At 73.5% G+C, this 15,968-nt stretch carries 14 protein-coding genes; 1 reads left to right on the forward strand and 13 read right to left on the reverse strand.

Translation table 11 applies throughout. The features are described from left to right. Positions 1-4 precede the first annotated feature (4 nt). Positions 5-829, reverse strand: a complete 825-nt coding sequence (locus ACTMTJ_RS35225) for a tryptophan 2,3-dioxygenase (RefSeq protein ID WP_441223143.1) — start codon at positions 827-829, stop codon at positions 5-7. A gap of 239 nt (positions 830-1,068) precedes the next feature. Here ACTMTJ_RS35225 and ACTMTJ_RS35230 point away from each other — a divergent pair, with 239 nt between their 5' ends. Next, positions 1,069-1,686 carry a helix-turn-helix domain-containing protein gene (locus ACTMTJ_RS35230; RefSeq protein WP_441223015.1) on the forward strand — a complete coding sequence of 206 codons (618 nt, stop codon included), beginning with the start codon at positions 1,069-1,071 and terminating at the stop codon, positions 1,684-1,686. Here ACTMTJ_RS35230 and ACTMTJ_RS35235 read toward each other — a convergent pair. The 12 genes from ACTMTJ_RS35235 to ACTMTJ_RS35290 are packed head-to-tail and all read right to left on the reverse strand — an operon-like array spanning position 1,667 to position 15,967. Continuing rightward, positions 1,667-2,767, reverse strand: coding sequence for an alpha/beta hydrolase family protein (locus ACTMTJ_RS35235; RefSeq protein ID WP_441223016.1), 1,101 nt, complete (start codon positions 2,765-2,767; stop codon positions 1,667-1,669). The two genes, ACTMTJ_RS35230 and ACTMTJ_RS35235, sit on opposite strands and share 20 nt — an antisense overlap. Further along, entirely contained in the window at positions 2,764-3,765 is a 1,002-nt protein-coding gene (locus ACTMTJ_RS35240) for an LLM class flavin-dependent oxidoreductase (RefSeq protein ID WP_441223017.1), read from the reverse strand. Before ACTMTJ_RS35240 ends, ACTMTJ_RS35235 begins: the two co-directional genes overlap by 4 nt. 5 nt (positions 3,766-3,770) lie before the next feature. Continuing rightward, a complete protein-coding gene (locus ACTMTJ_RS35245; protein WP_441223144.1) occupies positions 3,771-4,076 on the reverse strand; it encodes a TIGR04076 family protein in 306 nt (101 codons plus the stop codon). A gap of 5 nt (positions 4,077-4,081) precedes the next feature. Continuing rightward, positions 4,082-5,083: a zinc-binding dehydrogenase gene (locus tag ACTMTJ_RS35250; protein ID WP_441223018.1), complete on the reverse strand. Its 1,002-nt coding sequence runs from the start codon at positions 5,081-5,083 to the stop codon at positions 4,082-4,084. Continuing rightward, on the reverse strand, positions 5,080-5,517 hold the full coding sequence (locus tag ACTMTJ_RS35255; protein ID WP_441223019.1) for a YybH family protein: 438 nt from the start codon (positions 5,515-5,517) through the stop codon (positions 5,080-5,082). The genes ACTMTJ_RS35250 and ACTMTJ_RS35255 overlap by 4 nt, the downstream gene beginning before the upstream one ends. After that, positions 5,514-6,776 carry an amidohydrolase family protein gene (locus ACTMTJ_RS35260; protein ID WP_441223020.1) on the reverse strand — a complete coding sequence of 421 codons (1,263 nt, stop codon included), beginning with the start codon at positions 6,774-6,776 and terminating at the stop codon, positions 5,514-5,516. The genes ACTMTJ_RS35255 and ACTMTJ_RS35260 overlap by 4 nt, the downstream gene beginning before the upstream one ends. Beyond that, positions 6,773-8,434, reverse strand: coding sequence for a hydantoinase B/oxoprolinase family protein (locus tag ACTMTJ_RS35265; RefSeq protein ID WP_441223021.1), 1,662 nt, complete (start codon positions 8,432-8,434; stop codon positions 6,773-6,775). The genes ACTMTJ_RS35260 and ACTMTJ_RS35265 overlap by 4 nt, the downstream gene beginning before the upstream one ends. Beyond that, positions 8,427-10,082: a hydantoinase B/oxoprolinase family protein gene (locus ACTMTJ_RS35270; protein ID WP_441223022.1), complete on the reverse strand. Its 1,656-nt coding sequence runs from the start codon at positions 10,080-10,082 to the stop codon at positions 8,427-8,429. The genes ACTMTJ_RS35265 and ACTMTJ_RS35270 overlap by 8 nt, the downstream gene beginning before the upstream one ends. Beyond that, positions 10,079-12,127, reverse strand: coding sequence for a hydantoinase/oxoprolinase family protein (locus tag ACTMTJ_RS35275; protein WP_441223023.1), 2,049 nt, complete (start codon positions 12,125-12,127; stop codon positions 10,079-10,081). Before ACTMTJ_RS35275 ends, ACTMTJ_RS35270 begins: the two co-directional genes overlap by 4 nt. A 5-nt stretch (positions 12,128-12,132) precedes the next feature. Beyond that, positions 12,133-14,115: a dipeptide ABC transporter ATP-binding protein gene (locus ACTMTJ_RS35280; protein ID WP_441223024.1), complete on the reverse strand. Its 1,983-nt coding sequence runs from the start codon at positions 14,113-14,115 to the stop codon at positions 12,133-12,135. Then, the gene (locus ACTMTJ_RS35285) at positions 14,112-14,957 is read right to left on the reverse strand and encodes an ABC transporter permease (RefSeq protein WP_441223025.1); all 846 of its coding nucleotides are present in this window, start codon (positions 14,955-14,957) and stop codon (positions 14,112-14,114) included. The genes ACTMTJ_RS35280 and ACTMTJ_RS35285 overlap by 4 nt, the downstream gene beginning before the upstream one ends. Beyond that, positions 14,957-15,967, reverse strand: a complete 1,011-nt coding sequence (locus ACTMTJ_RS35290) for an ABC transporter permease (RefSeq protein WP_441223026.1) — start codon at positions 15,965-15,967, stop codon at positions 14,957-14,959. Before ACTMTJ_RS35290 ends, ACTMTJ_RS35285 begins: the two co-directional genes overlap by 1 nt. Position 15,968: the final 1 nt, after the last annotated feature.

The following is a 15,968-nucleotide window of genomic DNA, read 5'->3' on the forward strand; positions in this document are numbered from 1 at the left end:
GTCCTCACATGTGGGTCCGGGCCGACCACAGCTCCGGGAAGACCGGGCGGGCCATGCTGCGGCGCAGCCAGTTGGCGCCCGACGAGCCGGCGGTGCCCGGCTTGTCGCCCAGGGTCCGCAGCACGGCCTTGAGGTGCAGGTAGCGCCAGTCCATGAACTGCTCGCCGACCTCGGTGAGCGCCTCGGCGAGCAGCCACAGGTCGTTGCCGGGGGTCGGCTCGCGGTAGACCCGCACCCAGGCGTCCTCGATGGCGGGGTGCGGCTCGTGGTCGCTGGTGCGGTCGCGGTCGAGCGCGTCGGCGGGGATGTCGTTGCCGCGCCGGGCCAGCAGCGCCACCACCTCGTCCCAAAGGCTCGGCTCGCGGATGTCGCGGGTCAGCTCCGCGTACACCGCCTTCTGGCGGCGGAACGGGCGGATCAGCGGCTCGCTCTTGAGGCCGAGCGCGAACTCCATGTGCCGGTACATCGCGGACTGGAAGCCGGACGCCTCGCCGAGCTGGCCGCGGAAGCGGTTGAAGTCGGCCGGGGACATCCACCGCAGCGTGCGCCAGGAGGCGTTGAGGCCCTCCAGGTGCAGGCCGGCGCGGCGCAGCGGCTCCAGCGCTCCCCACACGTCGTCGTCGCGGACCAGCCGCTGCGCCTCGCGCAGCTCGTAGCGGATCAGCCCGAAGTACAGCTCCATGATCTGGCTGACCACGAGGAACGACATCTCGCCCGCGTCGTCGCTGATGGTCTGCTGGAGCGTGTGCAGCGTGCTGGCGTGGACGTACTCGTCGTACGGCGCGCTCTCCGCGAACTGGATCGTCTGGTCGTCCTCTTGGACGGCCATGGGTGCCGCAGTCACGCAAGATCACCTCCAACCACCAGCATCGTCGGTCACGGGCCCGCGGTGAATGGCGGTTCAACGGGTCCCTGACAGCAGTACCCGCAGAACCAGCGGTGGAACGCCGTCGCGACTTAACGAGTGAAAAGTGGGGTTGTTTTGGAGTGCTACGTCCTGTTCTCCTGCTGTCCCGAAGGCGGCAAGTTCGATAGGATCGAACAGATTCGGCACCCCCTGGAGGATCGTTGCGCACCTCGGCCGCCCGCGAGCAGAAGACAGACGCCCACCCCGACCGGGTGGGCGCGCGGATGCGGCGGTTCCGCACCGAGCGCGGCCTGACCCTGCGCGGGCTGGCCGCCCGGGCCGGGCTCTCCATCGGTTTCCTGTCGCAGGTGGAGCGGGGTGTCTCGTCGATCGGGCTGACCGCGCTCAACAGTGTGGCCGCGGCCCTCGACCGGCCGGTGGCCGAGTTCTTCGCCGAGGGCGACGAGGCCAGCTCCGACGGCGCGGCGGCCGCGCTGCCCGGCCACTTCACGCTCACCCGCGCCGAGAGCGGCGCGACGGAGTACGTGTCGGGCCAGGTCACCTACCGGATGCTCTCCGACCGGGGGCCCAACCTGGTGCTCGAGCCGATGGTGGTGCACATCGCGCCGGGCGGCCGTCGCGAAGAGGCGTACGCGCACGCCGGCGAGGAGTTCGCGTACGTGGTGACCGGCGAGCTGCTCTACGAGGTCGACGGCGTCGAGCACCGGCTGCGGCCGGGCGACAGCGTGCACCTGCGCTCCAACGTGCCGCACAACATGTACAACGACACCGACGAGGTGACCACGGTCGTCTCGGTAGTCACTCCGCGGCTGTTCTAGACCCGCCCTTGTTCACTGTCACGTAATTTTCGATGGCCTCCGCCGTCGTGTGCCACAGCGGGGCCGCCGGGTCGATCACCGCGAAGTGGTCGCCGGGCTCCTCGATGTACCGCACGTCGTCGCCGGCCGCCCGCGCCGCCGCCACGTACCGCCGGTTGAAGTCGATCAGGTCGAGGTCGTCGTCGGCACCGATCACCACGAGCTGCGGCACGCCGATCGGCACCCGGGCCAACGGGTCGGCGGCGGCGTAGATCTCCGGCACCTCGTAGCGCGGGCCGCCCAGCGCGGCGGTCACCGCGCCGGTGCCGATCCCTCGCCCGTCACCGCCGGCGAGGTCGAGCACGCCGGCCAGCGGCACGGCGAGCACCACCCGCCCGTGGTCGGCGGCCACCCGCAGCGCGAGCTGGCCGCCGGCCGAGTGGCCGAGCACGACAGTCCGACCCAGATCGAGGCCGCCGTCCACATCGGACAGCGCGGCGAGGCCGGCCGCGACGTCGCTCACGGTGGCCGCCCAGCCGTGGCGGTCCGGGCGCCGGTACTCCAGGTTCCAGGACGCGAACCCGCGCGCCGCGAGGTCGATCGCGAGCGCGTCCATCAGGTCGGCGGCCCACACCGAGCGCCAGAACCCGCCGTGCAGCAGGACCGCCACCGGACACGGCCGCTCGGCGGCGGGTGGCAGCCGCAACTCGCCGTACCGCTCGGCGCCGGGCCCGTACGCGATCCGGGTCGCCGGCCGGCGTCGCCGCAGCACCGCGTGCCGGATCGCCCAGACCAGACCCCAGACGCCCCGGCCGTAGAGGTGGACCGCGCCGGCCGCGACCGCCGCCGGGCCGGTGACCTCGATGTCGTACCAGACGGCGGCGGGCGCGTGCGGCATGAGCGCGCGTATCTCCGGGTGGCGGCCGGGCAGCACGACGGTGGGCACGCCGGCGGCGAGGTGCGCGCGCACCGCGGCGGCGCTGTCGACGACCGCCACGGTGCCGTCGACGCCGAGCCGGTCGAACTCCCCCTGCGCCACCGAAGCGAGGAGGGCGTGGTCGGCGCGCACGCCGCCCGCGACGACCACCCGCGCGCCGCTCACGAGGCCTCCCGGCGCAGCGACGGCAGGACCTCCGTGCCGAGCAGGTCGACGCCGCGCTCGTCGGTCAGGCCGTGCGGGGTGCCGAACTCGACCCGGCGCACGCCCGCGTCGATCAGCGCCTGCGCTTGCCGGGCCACGTGCTCCGGGGTGCCGGCGAAGGCGAACATGTCGAGCACGTCGTCCGGGATCAGGCGCCCGGCCGCGGCGTGCTCGCCCGCGTCGACGAGCGCGGCCACCCGGGCGAGCAGGTCGGCCGGTACGCCCGCGGTGGGGTCCAGGTCGGCGACGACGGCGAGGTACATCGCGACCTCGGTGCGGGCACGGGTCCGGGCGGCGCCCCCGTCGCGGTCCACGACGGTGACCGCGCCCAGCACGATCCCGATCTCGTCGACCGGCCGGCCGGCCCGTGTGGCACCGGCGCGCAGGCGGTCGCGGATCACCGGGACCATCGCGGGGTTGGCGCTGCCGCCCACCTTTATCTCGGCGGCGATCCGCCCGGCCAGCGCCGCGCCACGCGCGCCCCACGCGCCGACCAGCAGCGGCGGGTCGGGGCGCCACACCTTGTAGCGCAAGGCGGTGCCCGGCGCGAGCGTGAACACCTCGCCGGTGAACCCGCTCGAGTCGCCGCTCAGCAGCCGGTACACGACCTCGGCGCACTCGCGCAGCGCGGCGAGCGGGCGCGGCTGGGCGATCCCGACCGCGCCGAGCCAGGTGCCCCGGGCCAGCCCGAGGTAGGCGCGGCCGGCCGAGGCGAGGTCGAGCGCGGCGACCTGGCCGGCGATCTCGTAGGGCGCCATCGAGTACGGGTTGAGGCAGGCCGCGCCGAGCCGCACCCGCTCCGTGGCGTCCGCCATCTCCAGCAGCGGGAAGATCGGCGGCTGGTACATGAGGTCGCCGAAGACCGTCAGCACGTCGAAGCCGCACTCCTCGGCCCGCCGGGCGAGCCGCGCGTAGGCACCGGCCGGCTTGTCGCTCTGTAGGCCCAAGCCGATCTCCACGGCACTCACGTCAAGTCGGCGGAGTTCATGCCCCGCCGGCCGGTGCGCTCCACGCGCATGACGAGGCGCTCCTCGGGGTCGGGGCAGGCGAAGTGCGAGTCCTGTGCCAGCCAGTCGCCGGGCGGCACGTCGCGCTGCTTGGCGGCCAGGAACGGCAGCACGGCGGCAAGCGCGTACACGCAGAAGTGCTTGCCCTCTGGGATTGTGAGGTGGGCGCTGTCGGTCAGCTCGAAATAGTCGCCCATCGCCATGCCGCACACCGAGCGGCCCTCTATGCGGTCGACGCACACGCGCAGGTCGTACAGCTCCATATCGGTCACGGCGTTCTCCCTCCAACGTGGACGACGATCTTTCCGGTGGTGCGGCGGGCGGCCAGGTCGGCAAGCGCGGCCGGCGCCTCGTCCAGAGTGGGCGTGCGGCCGACCGGCGGGCGGACGGCGCCGGCGGCGCAGAGCGCGAACAGCTCCGCGTACACCTGCCGCACCCGATCCGGGCGCCGCCACGGGTAGGCCGAGCCCCAGGACAGGCCGATGAGCGTGGTGTTGGCCGCGACGAGCGCCATGGGGTCGACCGGGGGTGGCGGGCCGCCGGCGGCGCCGATCGCCACGATCCGGCCCTCGAAGTCCAAACAGGACAGCGAACGGGCGAACACGTCACCGCCCACCGGATCCAGGACCGCGTCGACGCCGGTGCCGCCGGTGGCGTCGAGCACCGCCGCGACGAAGTCGCCCTCCCGGTAGTCGACGGCGAGGTCGGCGCCGTTGTCGCGGCACACGGCCAGCTTCGCCGGGCCGCCGGCGGTGCAGATCACCCGGGCGCCGCGGGCCACCGCCAGCTGCGTCGCGGCGATCCCGACGCCGCCGGCGCCGGCGTGCACCAGCACCGTCTGGCCGGCACCCACACCGGCCCGTTCCAAGGCCCAAAAGGCCGTCTGGTACGTGACCGGAAGCGCCGCGGCGACGACCGGGTCGAACCCCGCGGGCAACGGCGTGGCGAGCGCGGCGTCCAGCGTGACGGTCTCGCCCAGCGCGCCGTGCGGCAGCGCCGGGCAGGCTACGACGTCCACATCGGACATATGCTCGGCGCCGGCACCGGTCGCGACCACGCGGCCGGCCACCTCGACTCCGGGCGTCATCGGCGGGTCGGGCCGCACCGGGTAGGTACCGCGGCAGAGCATGACGTCGAGGAAGTTGAGCCCGACCGCGCGCACCGCCACGGTGACCTGGCCGGGCCCCGGCGGCGGGTCGTCGGGCAGCTCGGCGACCGCGAGCACGTCGGCCGGCTCGCCGGTCGTGTACGCGCACAGGCGGCGGATCACGCCGGCCCGCCGGGCCTGGTGCGAGGCCCGGCGGGGGCTCCGGCGGGAGTGGCGACCCGTTCGGCGTGGTGGTGCACGATGAGCCACCGGCCGCCGTCGCGGCGCAGTACGTCGGTGACCCGGGTCTGCTCGGCGTCGCGCGAGCCGGCCGGCACGGCGACGAGGACGTAGCGGGCGGCGGCGGTGTCGTTCCAGACGTCGACGCGCAGATCGGTGGCGTCGAGCCGGTCGAGCCGCGGCCGCTGGCCGGAGGCGTCGCGCCCGTCCCGGTAGGCGTCGAGCTCGGCGCGGCTGCGCAGCGGCCCGGGCAGGTGCGTCTCCCAGGTGGTGACCTCGGGGTGCAGGTGGCTGTCGAAGCGGTCGCGGTCGCCGGCGAGGAACGCGTCGTACATGTCCGCGATGCCGTCCGCGATCCGTTCCACGTCCTGACTCATGACACGCTCCATCCCGCCCGGTCGTCCCGAACCACCCGGCCGCCGGCCATCACCCAGCGCACGCCGCGGAAGGCGGAGGTGTGCGCGACCGGGTCGGCGTCCATCGCGATCAGGTCGGCGTACCGTCCAGGCTGGACGGTGCCGAGGTCGTCGGCCGCGCCGAGCCAGCGCACCGGGCCGAGCGTGCCCGCGTACAGGGCGCGCGCCGGGCCGATGCCCGCCTCGGACATGTACTCCAGCTCGCGCACCGAGGCGTTGGTGCCCTCGAAGTGCCAGAACGGCGGCATGTCGCTGCCCAGCAGCACCTCGACCCCGGCTGCCACGGCGATGGCATAGCTGTCGAGGTGCCTCGGCCCGGCGCCGAGCGAGCGGGCCTGCATCCACTCCGGCACGCCCAGCTCGTCGAAGAACTCCTTGCACCGGGTGACGAGCAACGTCGGTACCAGTGCGGTGCCGCGCTCGGCCATCAGCGCGGCCACCTCCTCGGTCAGCTCGTAGCCGTGTTCGACGCAGTCGAGGCCCAGCGCGACCGCCTCGGCGATCACCTCGGCCGGGCCGGCGTGCGCGGTGACCCGCCGGCCCCAGGCGTGCGCGGTCTCGATGACCGCGGCCAGCTCGTCGGGGAAGAGCTGGCGGGTGGTGATCCGCTCGTGCTCGCCGGCGATGCCGCCGGAGATCATCACCTTGATCAGGTCGGCGCCGGCCTTGACCTGGCTGCGCACACCGCGGCGGAACCCGTCGGCGCCGTCGCATTCGAGCGTGTCCGGGCTCTCGTGGCCGTGGCCGCCGGTGCAGACCAGCGCGCGCCCGGCGGTGTAGACGCGCGGGCCGGCGACCCGGCCGGCGGCGATCGCCCGGCGCAGCGCGAAGTCGGCGTGGTCCTTCTCGGCGACACACCGGACGGTCGTGACGCCGGACAGCAGGGTGCGGCGGGCGCCGTCGGCCATGTAGAGGGCGAGCTCGTACGGGTTCATCGTCTTCACACCGTCGCCGCCGCTCCCGGGCAGCGAGAGGGACAGGTGGGTGTGCATGTTGACCAGGCCGGGCGTCAGGTAGGCGCCGTCGAGGTCGACCGTCTCGTGCTCGCCGGCGTCGCGGGCCTCGGCCAGCACCTCGTCGCGCGGGCCGACCGCGGCGATGCGCTCGTCGCGCACCCAGACGGCCGCGTCGGGCAGGGCGGGCACGCCGTCCACGATCCGTCCGTCCACGACCGTGCATCCCAGCACCACTGTGGACCGTTCCAGGACCCGCTCACTCATACGGCCGTCACCCCGTACACGTCTCGTGCGGCCGCGGCGGAGACGTAGCCCTCCGCGACGTCCTCCCGCACCGCGGCCGCACCGCGCCGCCGCGGGTCGCCGTGTCCGCCTCCGCCGGCCGTCAGCACCGTCACCCGATCACCCACCGCCACGCGGGTCCGCCTGGTGCTGACCCGCGCCTCGCGGTCTGTCCCCGGGAACACGACGACCTGGTTGGGCTCGGGTGACAGGCCGCCGGCCAGGGCCCAGGGGCGGCTGCGGGTCTTCTTGATGACCGACAGGAACTCGCCCGGCGTCACGAACCGGATGTCCCGCCGCAGCCCCACACCGCCGCGGAAGCGGCCGGCGCCACCGGAGTCGGTGCGCATCTCCACCCGTTCGAAGAACATGCCCGTCTTCGCCTCCAGGACCTCGACCGGCGTGTTGCGGGCCTGCGTCTGGCACAGGTGGTTGGCCGGCCCGATGCCGTCGTGGTCGGGCGCCGCGCCCCAGCCGACCGCGTCGTTGTTGCTGACCGCGAACAGCTGCCCGGTGTCCGGATGGGTCCCCACCATCATGAACCCGGGCACGTCGCCGCCGGAGGAGGCGGGCAGCCGCTCCGGCATGCCCTGGGCGAGCGCCTTGTAGATCAGCTCCAGCGCGACGGTGCCGGTCCACTGGGTGAACGTCGCGGCCGGGTACACGGCGTGGAAGAGCGTGCCCGGCGCGGCCCGCACGTCGAGCGGCGCGAAGTGGCCGGCGTTGGTCTGCTCCGCCGGGGTGGTGATCGCCTTGAACGCGACCCGCGCGGTGGCGATCGTGGCGCCGAAGGGCAGGTTGACCGGGCCGGGCACGGCCAGCGAGGAGCCGGCGAAGTCCACGGTGAACCGTCCATCCGCGACGGTCACGGTGCACCGCATCAGGATGGGGTCGGCGGTGACGCCGTCGTCGTCGAGCCAGTCTTCGGCGGTCCACGAGCCCTGCGGCAGACCCTCGACCGCCGCCCGGGCCCGGGCCTCCCCGTCGGAGATCATCCGGCGCACGGCCGCCGCGACGGTGGACCGGCCGAACTTGGCGAAGATCTCCAGCAGCCGCCGCTCGCCGGTGCGGATCGCGGCCACCTGGGCGTGCAGGTCGCCGAGGACCAGGTCGGGCATCCGCGAGTTGAAGCGGATCAGCTCGGTGATCGCGGCGACCGGCTCGCCGGCCCGGAAGACCCGGGTGCCCGGGAAGATGACGCCTTCCTGGTGCATGTCGGTCGAGTCGAGCACATAGCCGGGGTCCTTGGCGCCGAGGTCCATCCAGTGCGCCCGGATGCACAGGTAGCCGACCGGCGTGGCACCCAGGAAGACCGGCGCGAAGAGCGTCGCGTCGTAGGCGTGCGCGGCGTTCCAGTACGGATAGTTCATCAGCACGACGTCGCCGGCGCGCAGGGTGTCCGCGCCGACGTACTCGACGCCTTTGCGGATCGAGTAGTCGTTGGCGCCGAGGAAGCGGCTCAGCCCGGTGGACTCGGCCACGAGGCGCAGGTCGGCGTCGTAGACCGAGATGCCAAAGTCGTGCACCTCGTAGACGACCGGGTTGAACGCGGTGCGGATCAGTGTGGCCCGCATCTCCTCGGCCGCGGCGACGAGGTAGCTGCGCACCACCTCGACGGTCGCACCGTCCACCTCAGACATCGGAAACCCCGTACACGTCGCGGGCGGCCTCGGGCGAGACGAAACCCTCGGCCACGTCCTCCCGGACCGCCACCGGGTCGCGCTCGCCCGGCTCGCCGTGCCCACCGCCGCCGGCGGTCAGCAGCGTCACCCGGTCGCCCACGTCCACCCGGGTCCGCTTCGTGCTGACCCGCGCCTCACGTGACGTATCCGGAAAGACGACGACCTGATTGGGCTCGGGCTCCAGGCCACCGGCCAAGGCCCAGGGGCGGCTGCGGGTCTTCTTGATGACCGACAGGAACTCGCCCGGCGTCACGAACCGGATGTCCCGCCGCAGCCCCACACCGCCCCGGAAGCGGCCGGCGCCACCGGAGTCGGTGCGCATCTCCACCCGTTCGAAGAACATGCCCGTCTTCGCTTCGAGGACCTCGATGGGCGTGACGCGGCCGGTGCTGCCGGAGACGTGGGTGGCCGCGTTCATGCCGTCGTGCGTGACGGTCGCGCCCCAGCCGACCGGGTCGTTGTTGCTGACCGCGAAGAGCTGCCCGGTGTCCGGGTGCGTGCCGACCATCATGAAGCCCGGCACGTCACCGCCGGACGAGGCGGGCAGCCGGTCCGGCATCCCCTGGGCGAGCGCCTTGAGGATCAGCTCGACCGCGACGATGCCGGTCCACAGCGTGTACGTGGGTTGCGGATAGACGGCGTGGAAGAGCGTCCCCGGCTCGGCCTTGACCCGAAGCGGCGCCACGGTGCCCTCGTTGGACGGCTGGTCCGGCGAGGTGAGCGACTTGAGCACCACCTTGCAGATCGCCTCGGTGGCGCCGAACGGCATGTTGATCGGGCCCGCCGTCGCCGGTGACGACCCGGCGAAGTCCACGGTGAACTCGCCGTCCGCGATCGTCACGGTGGCCTGCATCCGGACGGGTTCGGTCCCGATGCCGTCGTCGTCGAGCCAGTCGACCGCGGTCCACGAGCCCTGCGGGAGCGCGTCGAGGGCGGCCCGGCTGCGCGCGGCGCCGTCGTCGATCATCAGCTGCACGGCCGCCGCCACGGTGTCGCGGCCGAACTTCTCCAGGATCTCCAGCAGCCGCCGCTCGCCGGTGCGCAGCGCGGCGATCTGGGCGTGCAGGTCGCCGAGCACCTCGGCCGGCATCCGCGAGTTGAAGCGGATCAGCTCGTGGATCTCGTGTACCGGCTCGCCGCGCGAGACCACCTTGGTGCCCGGGAAGATGAGCCCTTCCTGGTGCATGTCGGTCGAGTCGAGCACGTAGCCGGGGTCCTTGGCGCCGAGGTCCATCCAATGTGCCCGGACGCAGAGGAAGCCCACCAGCGTGTCGCCCTGGAACACCGGCGCGAAGAGCGTGGCGTCGGCGGCGTGCGCGGCGTTCCAGTACGGGTAGTTGAGCAGCACCACGTCGCCCGGGTGCAGGTTCTCCCGGCCGACGTACTCGACGCCCTTGCGGATCGAGAAGTCGTTGGCGCCGAGGAAGAACGTCAGGCCGGTGGCCTCGGCGACCAGGCGCAGGTCGGCGTCGTACATGGACATGCCGAAGTCGTGCACCTCGTAGATGACCGGGTTGAACGAGGTGCGGATCAGCGTCGCCCGCATCTCCTCGGCCGCGGAGATGAGGTAGCTGCGCACCACCTCGACGGTCGCGCCGTCGGTCATGAGTCCCCCAAGGTCACGAGCAGGTAGCCGTGCGGGTCCACGTCGACGCGCTGGCCGCTCGGCACGACCGTGGTGGAGGTGCCCTCGTCGACGAGCGCCGGGCCGGTGAAGCCGTCGCCGGGCGCGAGCGCGTCCCGGTCGTACACCGCGAACGGCACCATCGCGCGGGTGGCCACGTCGTACGCCGTGCGGTGCCCGCGCAGCGCCCGCCGTGGATCGCCGTCGCCGGGCGGAGGCGACGCCAGCGCCGGTCGCCTGGTCCGGCCGATGCCGCGCACGCGCAGGTTGAGGATCTGGAGGCGGTTGCCCATCGTGTGGCCGTACCGGGCGTGGTGCAGCTCCTCGAACGCGGACCGGATCGCGTCCGGGCGCAGCTCGCGCCCGACCGTGACCATCAGCGAGTGCTCCTGGCCGAGGTAGCGCAGCTCCAGCTGGCGCTCCAGGACCGCGTCGCCCGTGCCGACCCCCTGGTCGGTCAGGGAGGCGAGCGCGTCGGCCTCCACGCCCTTGTAGAGCGCCTCAAGCTCGTCGAGGTCGGCGTCGTCCAATGTGGTCATCACGGTGCGGGCGAAGTCGTCGACGATGTCGGCGGACAGCATGCCCCAAGCGGAGAAGCCGGACGGCGCGAACGGCACGAGCACCTCGCGGATGCCCATCTCCCGGGCCAGCAGCGGGGCGAGCAGCGGCCCCGCGCCGCCGAACGCGAGCAGCGAGAAAACCCCGGGGTCGTGTCCACGTTCGACGGTGATCTGCCGGACCGCGCCGACGGTGCGGGCCAGCAGCACGTCGATCACGCCGGCCGCGGCCGCCTCGGCGGTGAGCCCGAGCGGCGCGGCGATCGTGCCGGTGAGCGCCGCCCGCGCCGCGTCCGCCTGGAGGCCCATGTCGCCGCCAAGGAACCGATCCGGGTCGATGTATCCGAGGACCACCGCGGCGTCGGTGACGGTCGGCTCGGTGCCGCCCCGGCCGTAGCAGACCGGGCCCGGGTCGGCGCCGGCGCTGCGCGGCCCGACCTTGAGCAGGCCCCGGTCGAGCCAAGCGATCGAACCGCCGCCGGCGCCGATCGTGCGGATGTCGTACGCCGGGATGAGCAGCGGGAAGTGCTCCAGCTGGGCCTCGTACGCGGCGACCGCGCCGCCCCGCTCGATCACGCAGGCGTCCAGCGAGGTGCCGCCGATGTCGAACGTGAGCATGTCGTCCCGGCCCAGGGCCTCGGCGAGGTACGCGGCGCCGACGATCCCCCCGGCCGGGCCGGAGAGCACGGTGTGGGTCGGCGACGTCTTGGCCACCGCGGAGGTCATCGAGCCGCCGCCGGAACGCATGATGAGGAACCGGCCGGCGAACCCGCGCTCGGCCAGGCCGCTCTCCAGCTCGTCGACGTAGCGCTCGAAGATGGGCCGGATGTACGCCTCCAGCACGGTGGTGCTGGTCCGTTCGTACTCCCGGTACTCCCGCACGATGTCGGTGGAGAGGGACAGCGAAACGTCCGGATAGGACTCTCGGACGATCCGGGCGGCCTCCCGCTCGTGGGTCGGGTCGAGAAACGAGTGCAGAAAGCAGATCGCGATCGACCGCACGCCCTGCTCCTCGACGAGCGTGCGGGCGGCGGCGCGGACGCTCTCCGCGTCCAGCTCCTGGACCACCCGGCCCTTGTAGTCCAGCCGGCCCACCACGCCGGCCGTGTACCGGCGCTTCACCAGGCTTTCCGGCCGCTGGTACGTGAAGTCGTACATGTGGTCGGCGGGCACGTTGCCCCGGCCGAGCAGGAAGATGTCCCGGAAGCCCTCGTTGGTGATGATGCCGGTGGCGCCCCCGCGCCGCTCCAGCACCGCGTTGAGGCCGAGCGTCGTGCCGTGGATGAACAGCTCCACGGTGGACAGGTCGGTGCCCAGCTCGGCGATCGCGTTGAGCACCCCGTCGGCCGGGCGCGACGGTGTCGTGGACGCCTTGCGAAAGCGGACCCGGTTGGTGCGGGTGTCCAGCTCCATCGCGTCGACGAAGGTGCCGCCGATGTCGACGGCGAGCCGGAGGGGAAATTCGGACACTAGCGTCAACTCCTTAACCCAAAACGCCGTTCCCGGATCAGGGCGGGGATCTGCGGCACGCGCCAGCAGGCCGCCTCCGTCGCCCCGTACGGCGTCAGGTGCTGCGGCTCGGCGCGGCACTCGTCGGTGGCGAACGGGCACCGCGCGGCAAGCGGGCAGCCGGTGGCCGCGTCCGCCTCGTCGAGGTCCTTGGCCAGCTCCACCCGCGGGCCGGTGAAGCCGCCGTCGAGGCTCGGCGCGCTGGACAGCAGGGCCCGGGTGTACGGGTGCAGCGGGTTGCCGAACACCTCGTCGACCGGGCCCTGCTCGACGATCCGGCCGAGGTAGAGCACCACTACCCGGTCGCAGAAGCCGCGGACCGTGGCCAGGTCGTGGGAGATGAACACCGAGCCGCGCGTCGAGTCGCCCGCCAGCTCGGCGATGACGTCGAGGATCTGCGCCTGCACGGTCACGTCGAGCGCCGACGTCGGCTCGTCGAAGACGATCAGCTCGGGGTCGCCGACCAGCGCCCGCGCGATGCCGACCCGCTGCGCCTGGCCGCCGGACAGCTCGTGCGGGCGGCGGCGGAGCATGGCCGGGTCGAGGCCAAGGCGGGCCAGCACCTCGGCCACGCGGGCGGCCCGCTCCGCCGCCGGTACGCCCAGGGCGCGCAGCGGCTCGCCGATCGCGTCGGCGACCGTGCGGCGCGGGCTCAGCGAGCCGACCGGGTCCTGGAAGACCAGCCGCGCCTTGGTACGCAGCCGGCGCAGCTTCCGGCCACGGAGCGCCCGCATTTCGGTGCCGGCCAGCTTCACCGTGCCGGTGGTCGGCGCGGTGAGGCCGAGCATCAGCCGGGCGAGGGTGCTCTTGCCGCAGCCGCTCTCCCCCACCACGCCGACCGTCTCGCCGGCGCGGACCTGGAGGCTGACCCCGCGCAGGGCGTGGTGGCCGCCGCTGCCGAACCGGCTCCCGTATACGACGTGCGCGTCCTCGATCTCCATGACCACGGAGCCGGGCTCTCCTCCGGTGCGCCCGGCGGTCTCGCCGCCCACGATCGGACCGGTCTGCGGATGGAAGCACGCGAACTCCCAGCCGTCACCGGTCGGCGCCGGCCGCTCACTCGTGCAGCGGCCGGTCGCGTGCGCGCAGCGGGGCGCGAACGGGCACGCCGCGGGCGGCGACGACAGCAGCGGCATCGCCCCGCCGATCGCGCGGGCCGGGCGGCCGGAGACGTCGGGCACCGAGGCGAGCAGCGCCCGGGTGTACGGGTGGGCCGGCTCGCGCAGCACCGTGGCCGCCGGTCCACTCTCGACCACCGTGCCGGCGTACAGCACGACGACCCGGTCGCAGATCGGCGCGATCGACGCGAGGTCGTGCGAGATGAGCAGCACGCCGCGCCCGTCGGTGTCGGCGGCGTGCCGGAACTGCCGAAGGATCTCCCGGGTCAGCGTGACGTCCAGCCCGGTGGTCGGCTCGTCGGCGATCAGCAGCCCCGGCGCGCAGCCCGTGGCCAGCGAGATCATCACCCGCTGGGCCATGCCGCCGGACAGCTCGTGCGGGTACGCGTCGAGGCGGCTGGCCGGGTTGCGGATGCCGACCGCCTCGAAGAGCTGCCGCGCGGCCTCCCGCGCCGCGTCCCGTTCCATGCCCTGGTGGGTGGTGAGGCGGTCGGTGAGCTGACGGCCGACGGTGCGGGTGGGGCTGAGCGCGCCGCGCGGGTTCTGGAAGCAGAGGGCGGCGCCGTGCCCGCGGTGGGTGGCGAGCGCGGCCCGGTCCATCGCGAGGACGTCCGCGCCGTCGAAGCGGACCGCGCCACCGGTCCGCGCGCCGTCCGGCAGCAGCGCGACGATCGCGCGGGCGACCATGCTCTTGCCACCGCCGCTCTCGCCGACCAGCCCGACCACCTCGCCGGCGTCGACGTGCAGGCTGACCCCGCTGAGCGCGGCGACGTCCCGCCCCGGCCGCCGGATCAGCACCGACAGGTCCTCGATGGACAGAAGCGAGCTCACGACCGCCTCCTCGCGTCGGCGCGTTCCTGGAGGCCCTCGCCGAGCAGGCTGAAGCCGAGCACGCAGACCAGCAGCGCCAGGCCGGGCGGCACCGACGTCCACCAGCGGCCGGCGACCACGTCCGGGCTGCCGAGGCTGATCATCGCGCCCCACTCGGCGCCCGGCACGGTCACGCCGAGGCCGAGGAACGACAGGCCGGCGAGCGTGAGCATCGCCCACCCGCAGTTGAGCGGCGCGATGACCCGCACCGGCGTGAGGCTGTTGGGCAGCACGTGCCGCCACAGCACGCCGAGCGTGGAAGCGCCCGAGGTGATGGAAGCGTCCACAAAGGGCAGTTCGCGGATCGAGCGGACCTCGGCGCGGACCAGCCGCGCGTACGCCGGCGCGTTGACGAGGGCGATGGTGATGACGAGGTTGACGGTGCCGTTGCCGAGCAGGGCGGCGACGGCGAGCGCGAGGATGAACGTGGGAAACGCCTGGAAGATGTCGACGATCCGCATCAGCACGTCGTCGATCCACCCGCCGAGGTATCCGGCGAGCAGCCCGAGCGCGGTGCCGACCACGACGGCGAGGGCGACCGCGGTGACCGCGACGCCGAGGTCGAGGCGGGCGGCGTAGAGCAGCCGGCTCCAGACGTCCATGCCGTTGGTGTCGGTGCCGAGCGGGTGCGCGCCGCCCGGCCCGGCGAGGCTCGCGGCCGGGTCGATCTCCTCCGGGCCCCAGCCGCTGAGCAGCGGCGCGGCCAACGCGGCGAGCGCCACCACGGCCAGGATCGCCGCGCCGGTCACGATCAGCACCCGGGAGAACGACCTGGACCTGGTCTCCGCGCGCACGCCGGTCATCAGATCCTCACTCTCGGGTCGAGGATCGCGTGCACCACGTCGGCGATCAGGAACACGAGCACGTAGCAGAGCGCGACCAGCAGCACCGACGCCTGCACCACCGGATAGTCGCGGTAGAGCAGCCCGCGCAGCGCCCACTGCCCGAAGCCCTGCCACGAGTAGACGTACTCGACGAGCACGGTCGAGCCGATCGCGGTGCCGAACACCAGCGCGGCGAGCGCCGGCAGGCGGACCAGGGCCGGGCGCAGCAGGTACCCCCGCAAAAGAGTGCGTGGCCGCAGGCCGTGCGTGGTGGCGGCGAGGTAGGCCTCGGAGCGCAGAACCTCCAGGGCGGAGGCGCGCACGCTGCGCAGCAGCGGCGCGACGACGACGATCGCGAGCGTCGCGACCGGCAGCACGAGGTGGCTGAGCGCCGAGGTGAACGCCGGGCCGTTGGCGGTGAGCACCGCGTCGAGCAGGTCGGCGCCGGTGAGCGGCGTCAGGTTGGTGTCCGGGTCGACCCGGCCGCTGGGCGCGGGAAACCAGCCGAGCGCGCTGTATCCGACCAGGATCAGCACCAGGCCCAGCCAGAACTCCGGCATCGAGTTGCCGACCAGCGCGAGCACCCGCACGCTGTGGTCGCCGAACCGGTCCGCGCGCCGGGCCGACCAGACGCCGAACACCACCGCGACCACCAGGGCGAGGCCGACCGCGATCACCACCAGCTCCAGCGTCGGGCCGACCCGGACGGCCAGCTCCGAGCCGACCGACGTTCCACTCTGGATGGACGTGCCGAGGTCGCCGGTGGCCAGCCCTTTCAGGTAATCGAGGAACTGCTGCCACATCGGCTTGTCCAGCCCGAAGCGGGCGCGTGCCGCGTCGGCGTCGGCCTCGGTCGCGTTCGGGCCGAGGATCGTGCGGATCGGGTCGCCCGGCAGCACGCGCACCAGCACGAAGGTCAGCACGACCACGCCGAGCAGGACCGGGACGACCTGGAGCAGCCGCCGGGCGACGAAACGAAGGAGCCGCATC

Origin of the sequence: Phytohabitans sp. LJ34 (assembly GCF_052068095.1) — a bacterium.
Taxonomy (GTDB): Bacteria; Actinomycetota; Actinomycetes; order Mycobacteriales; family Micromonosporaceae; genus Phytohabitans.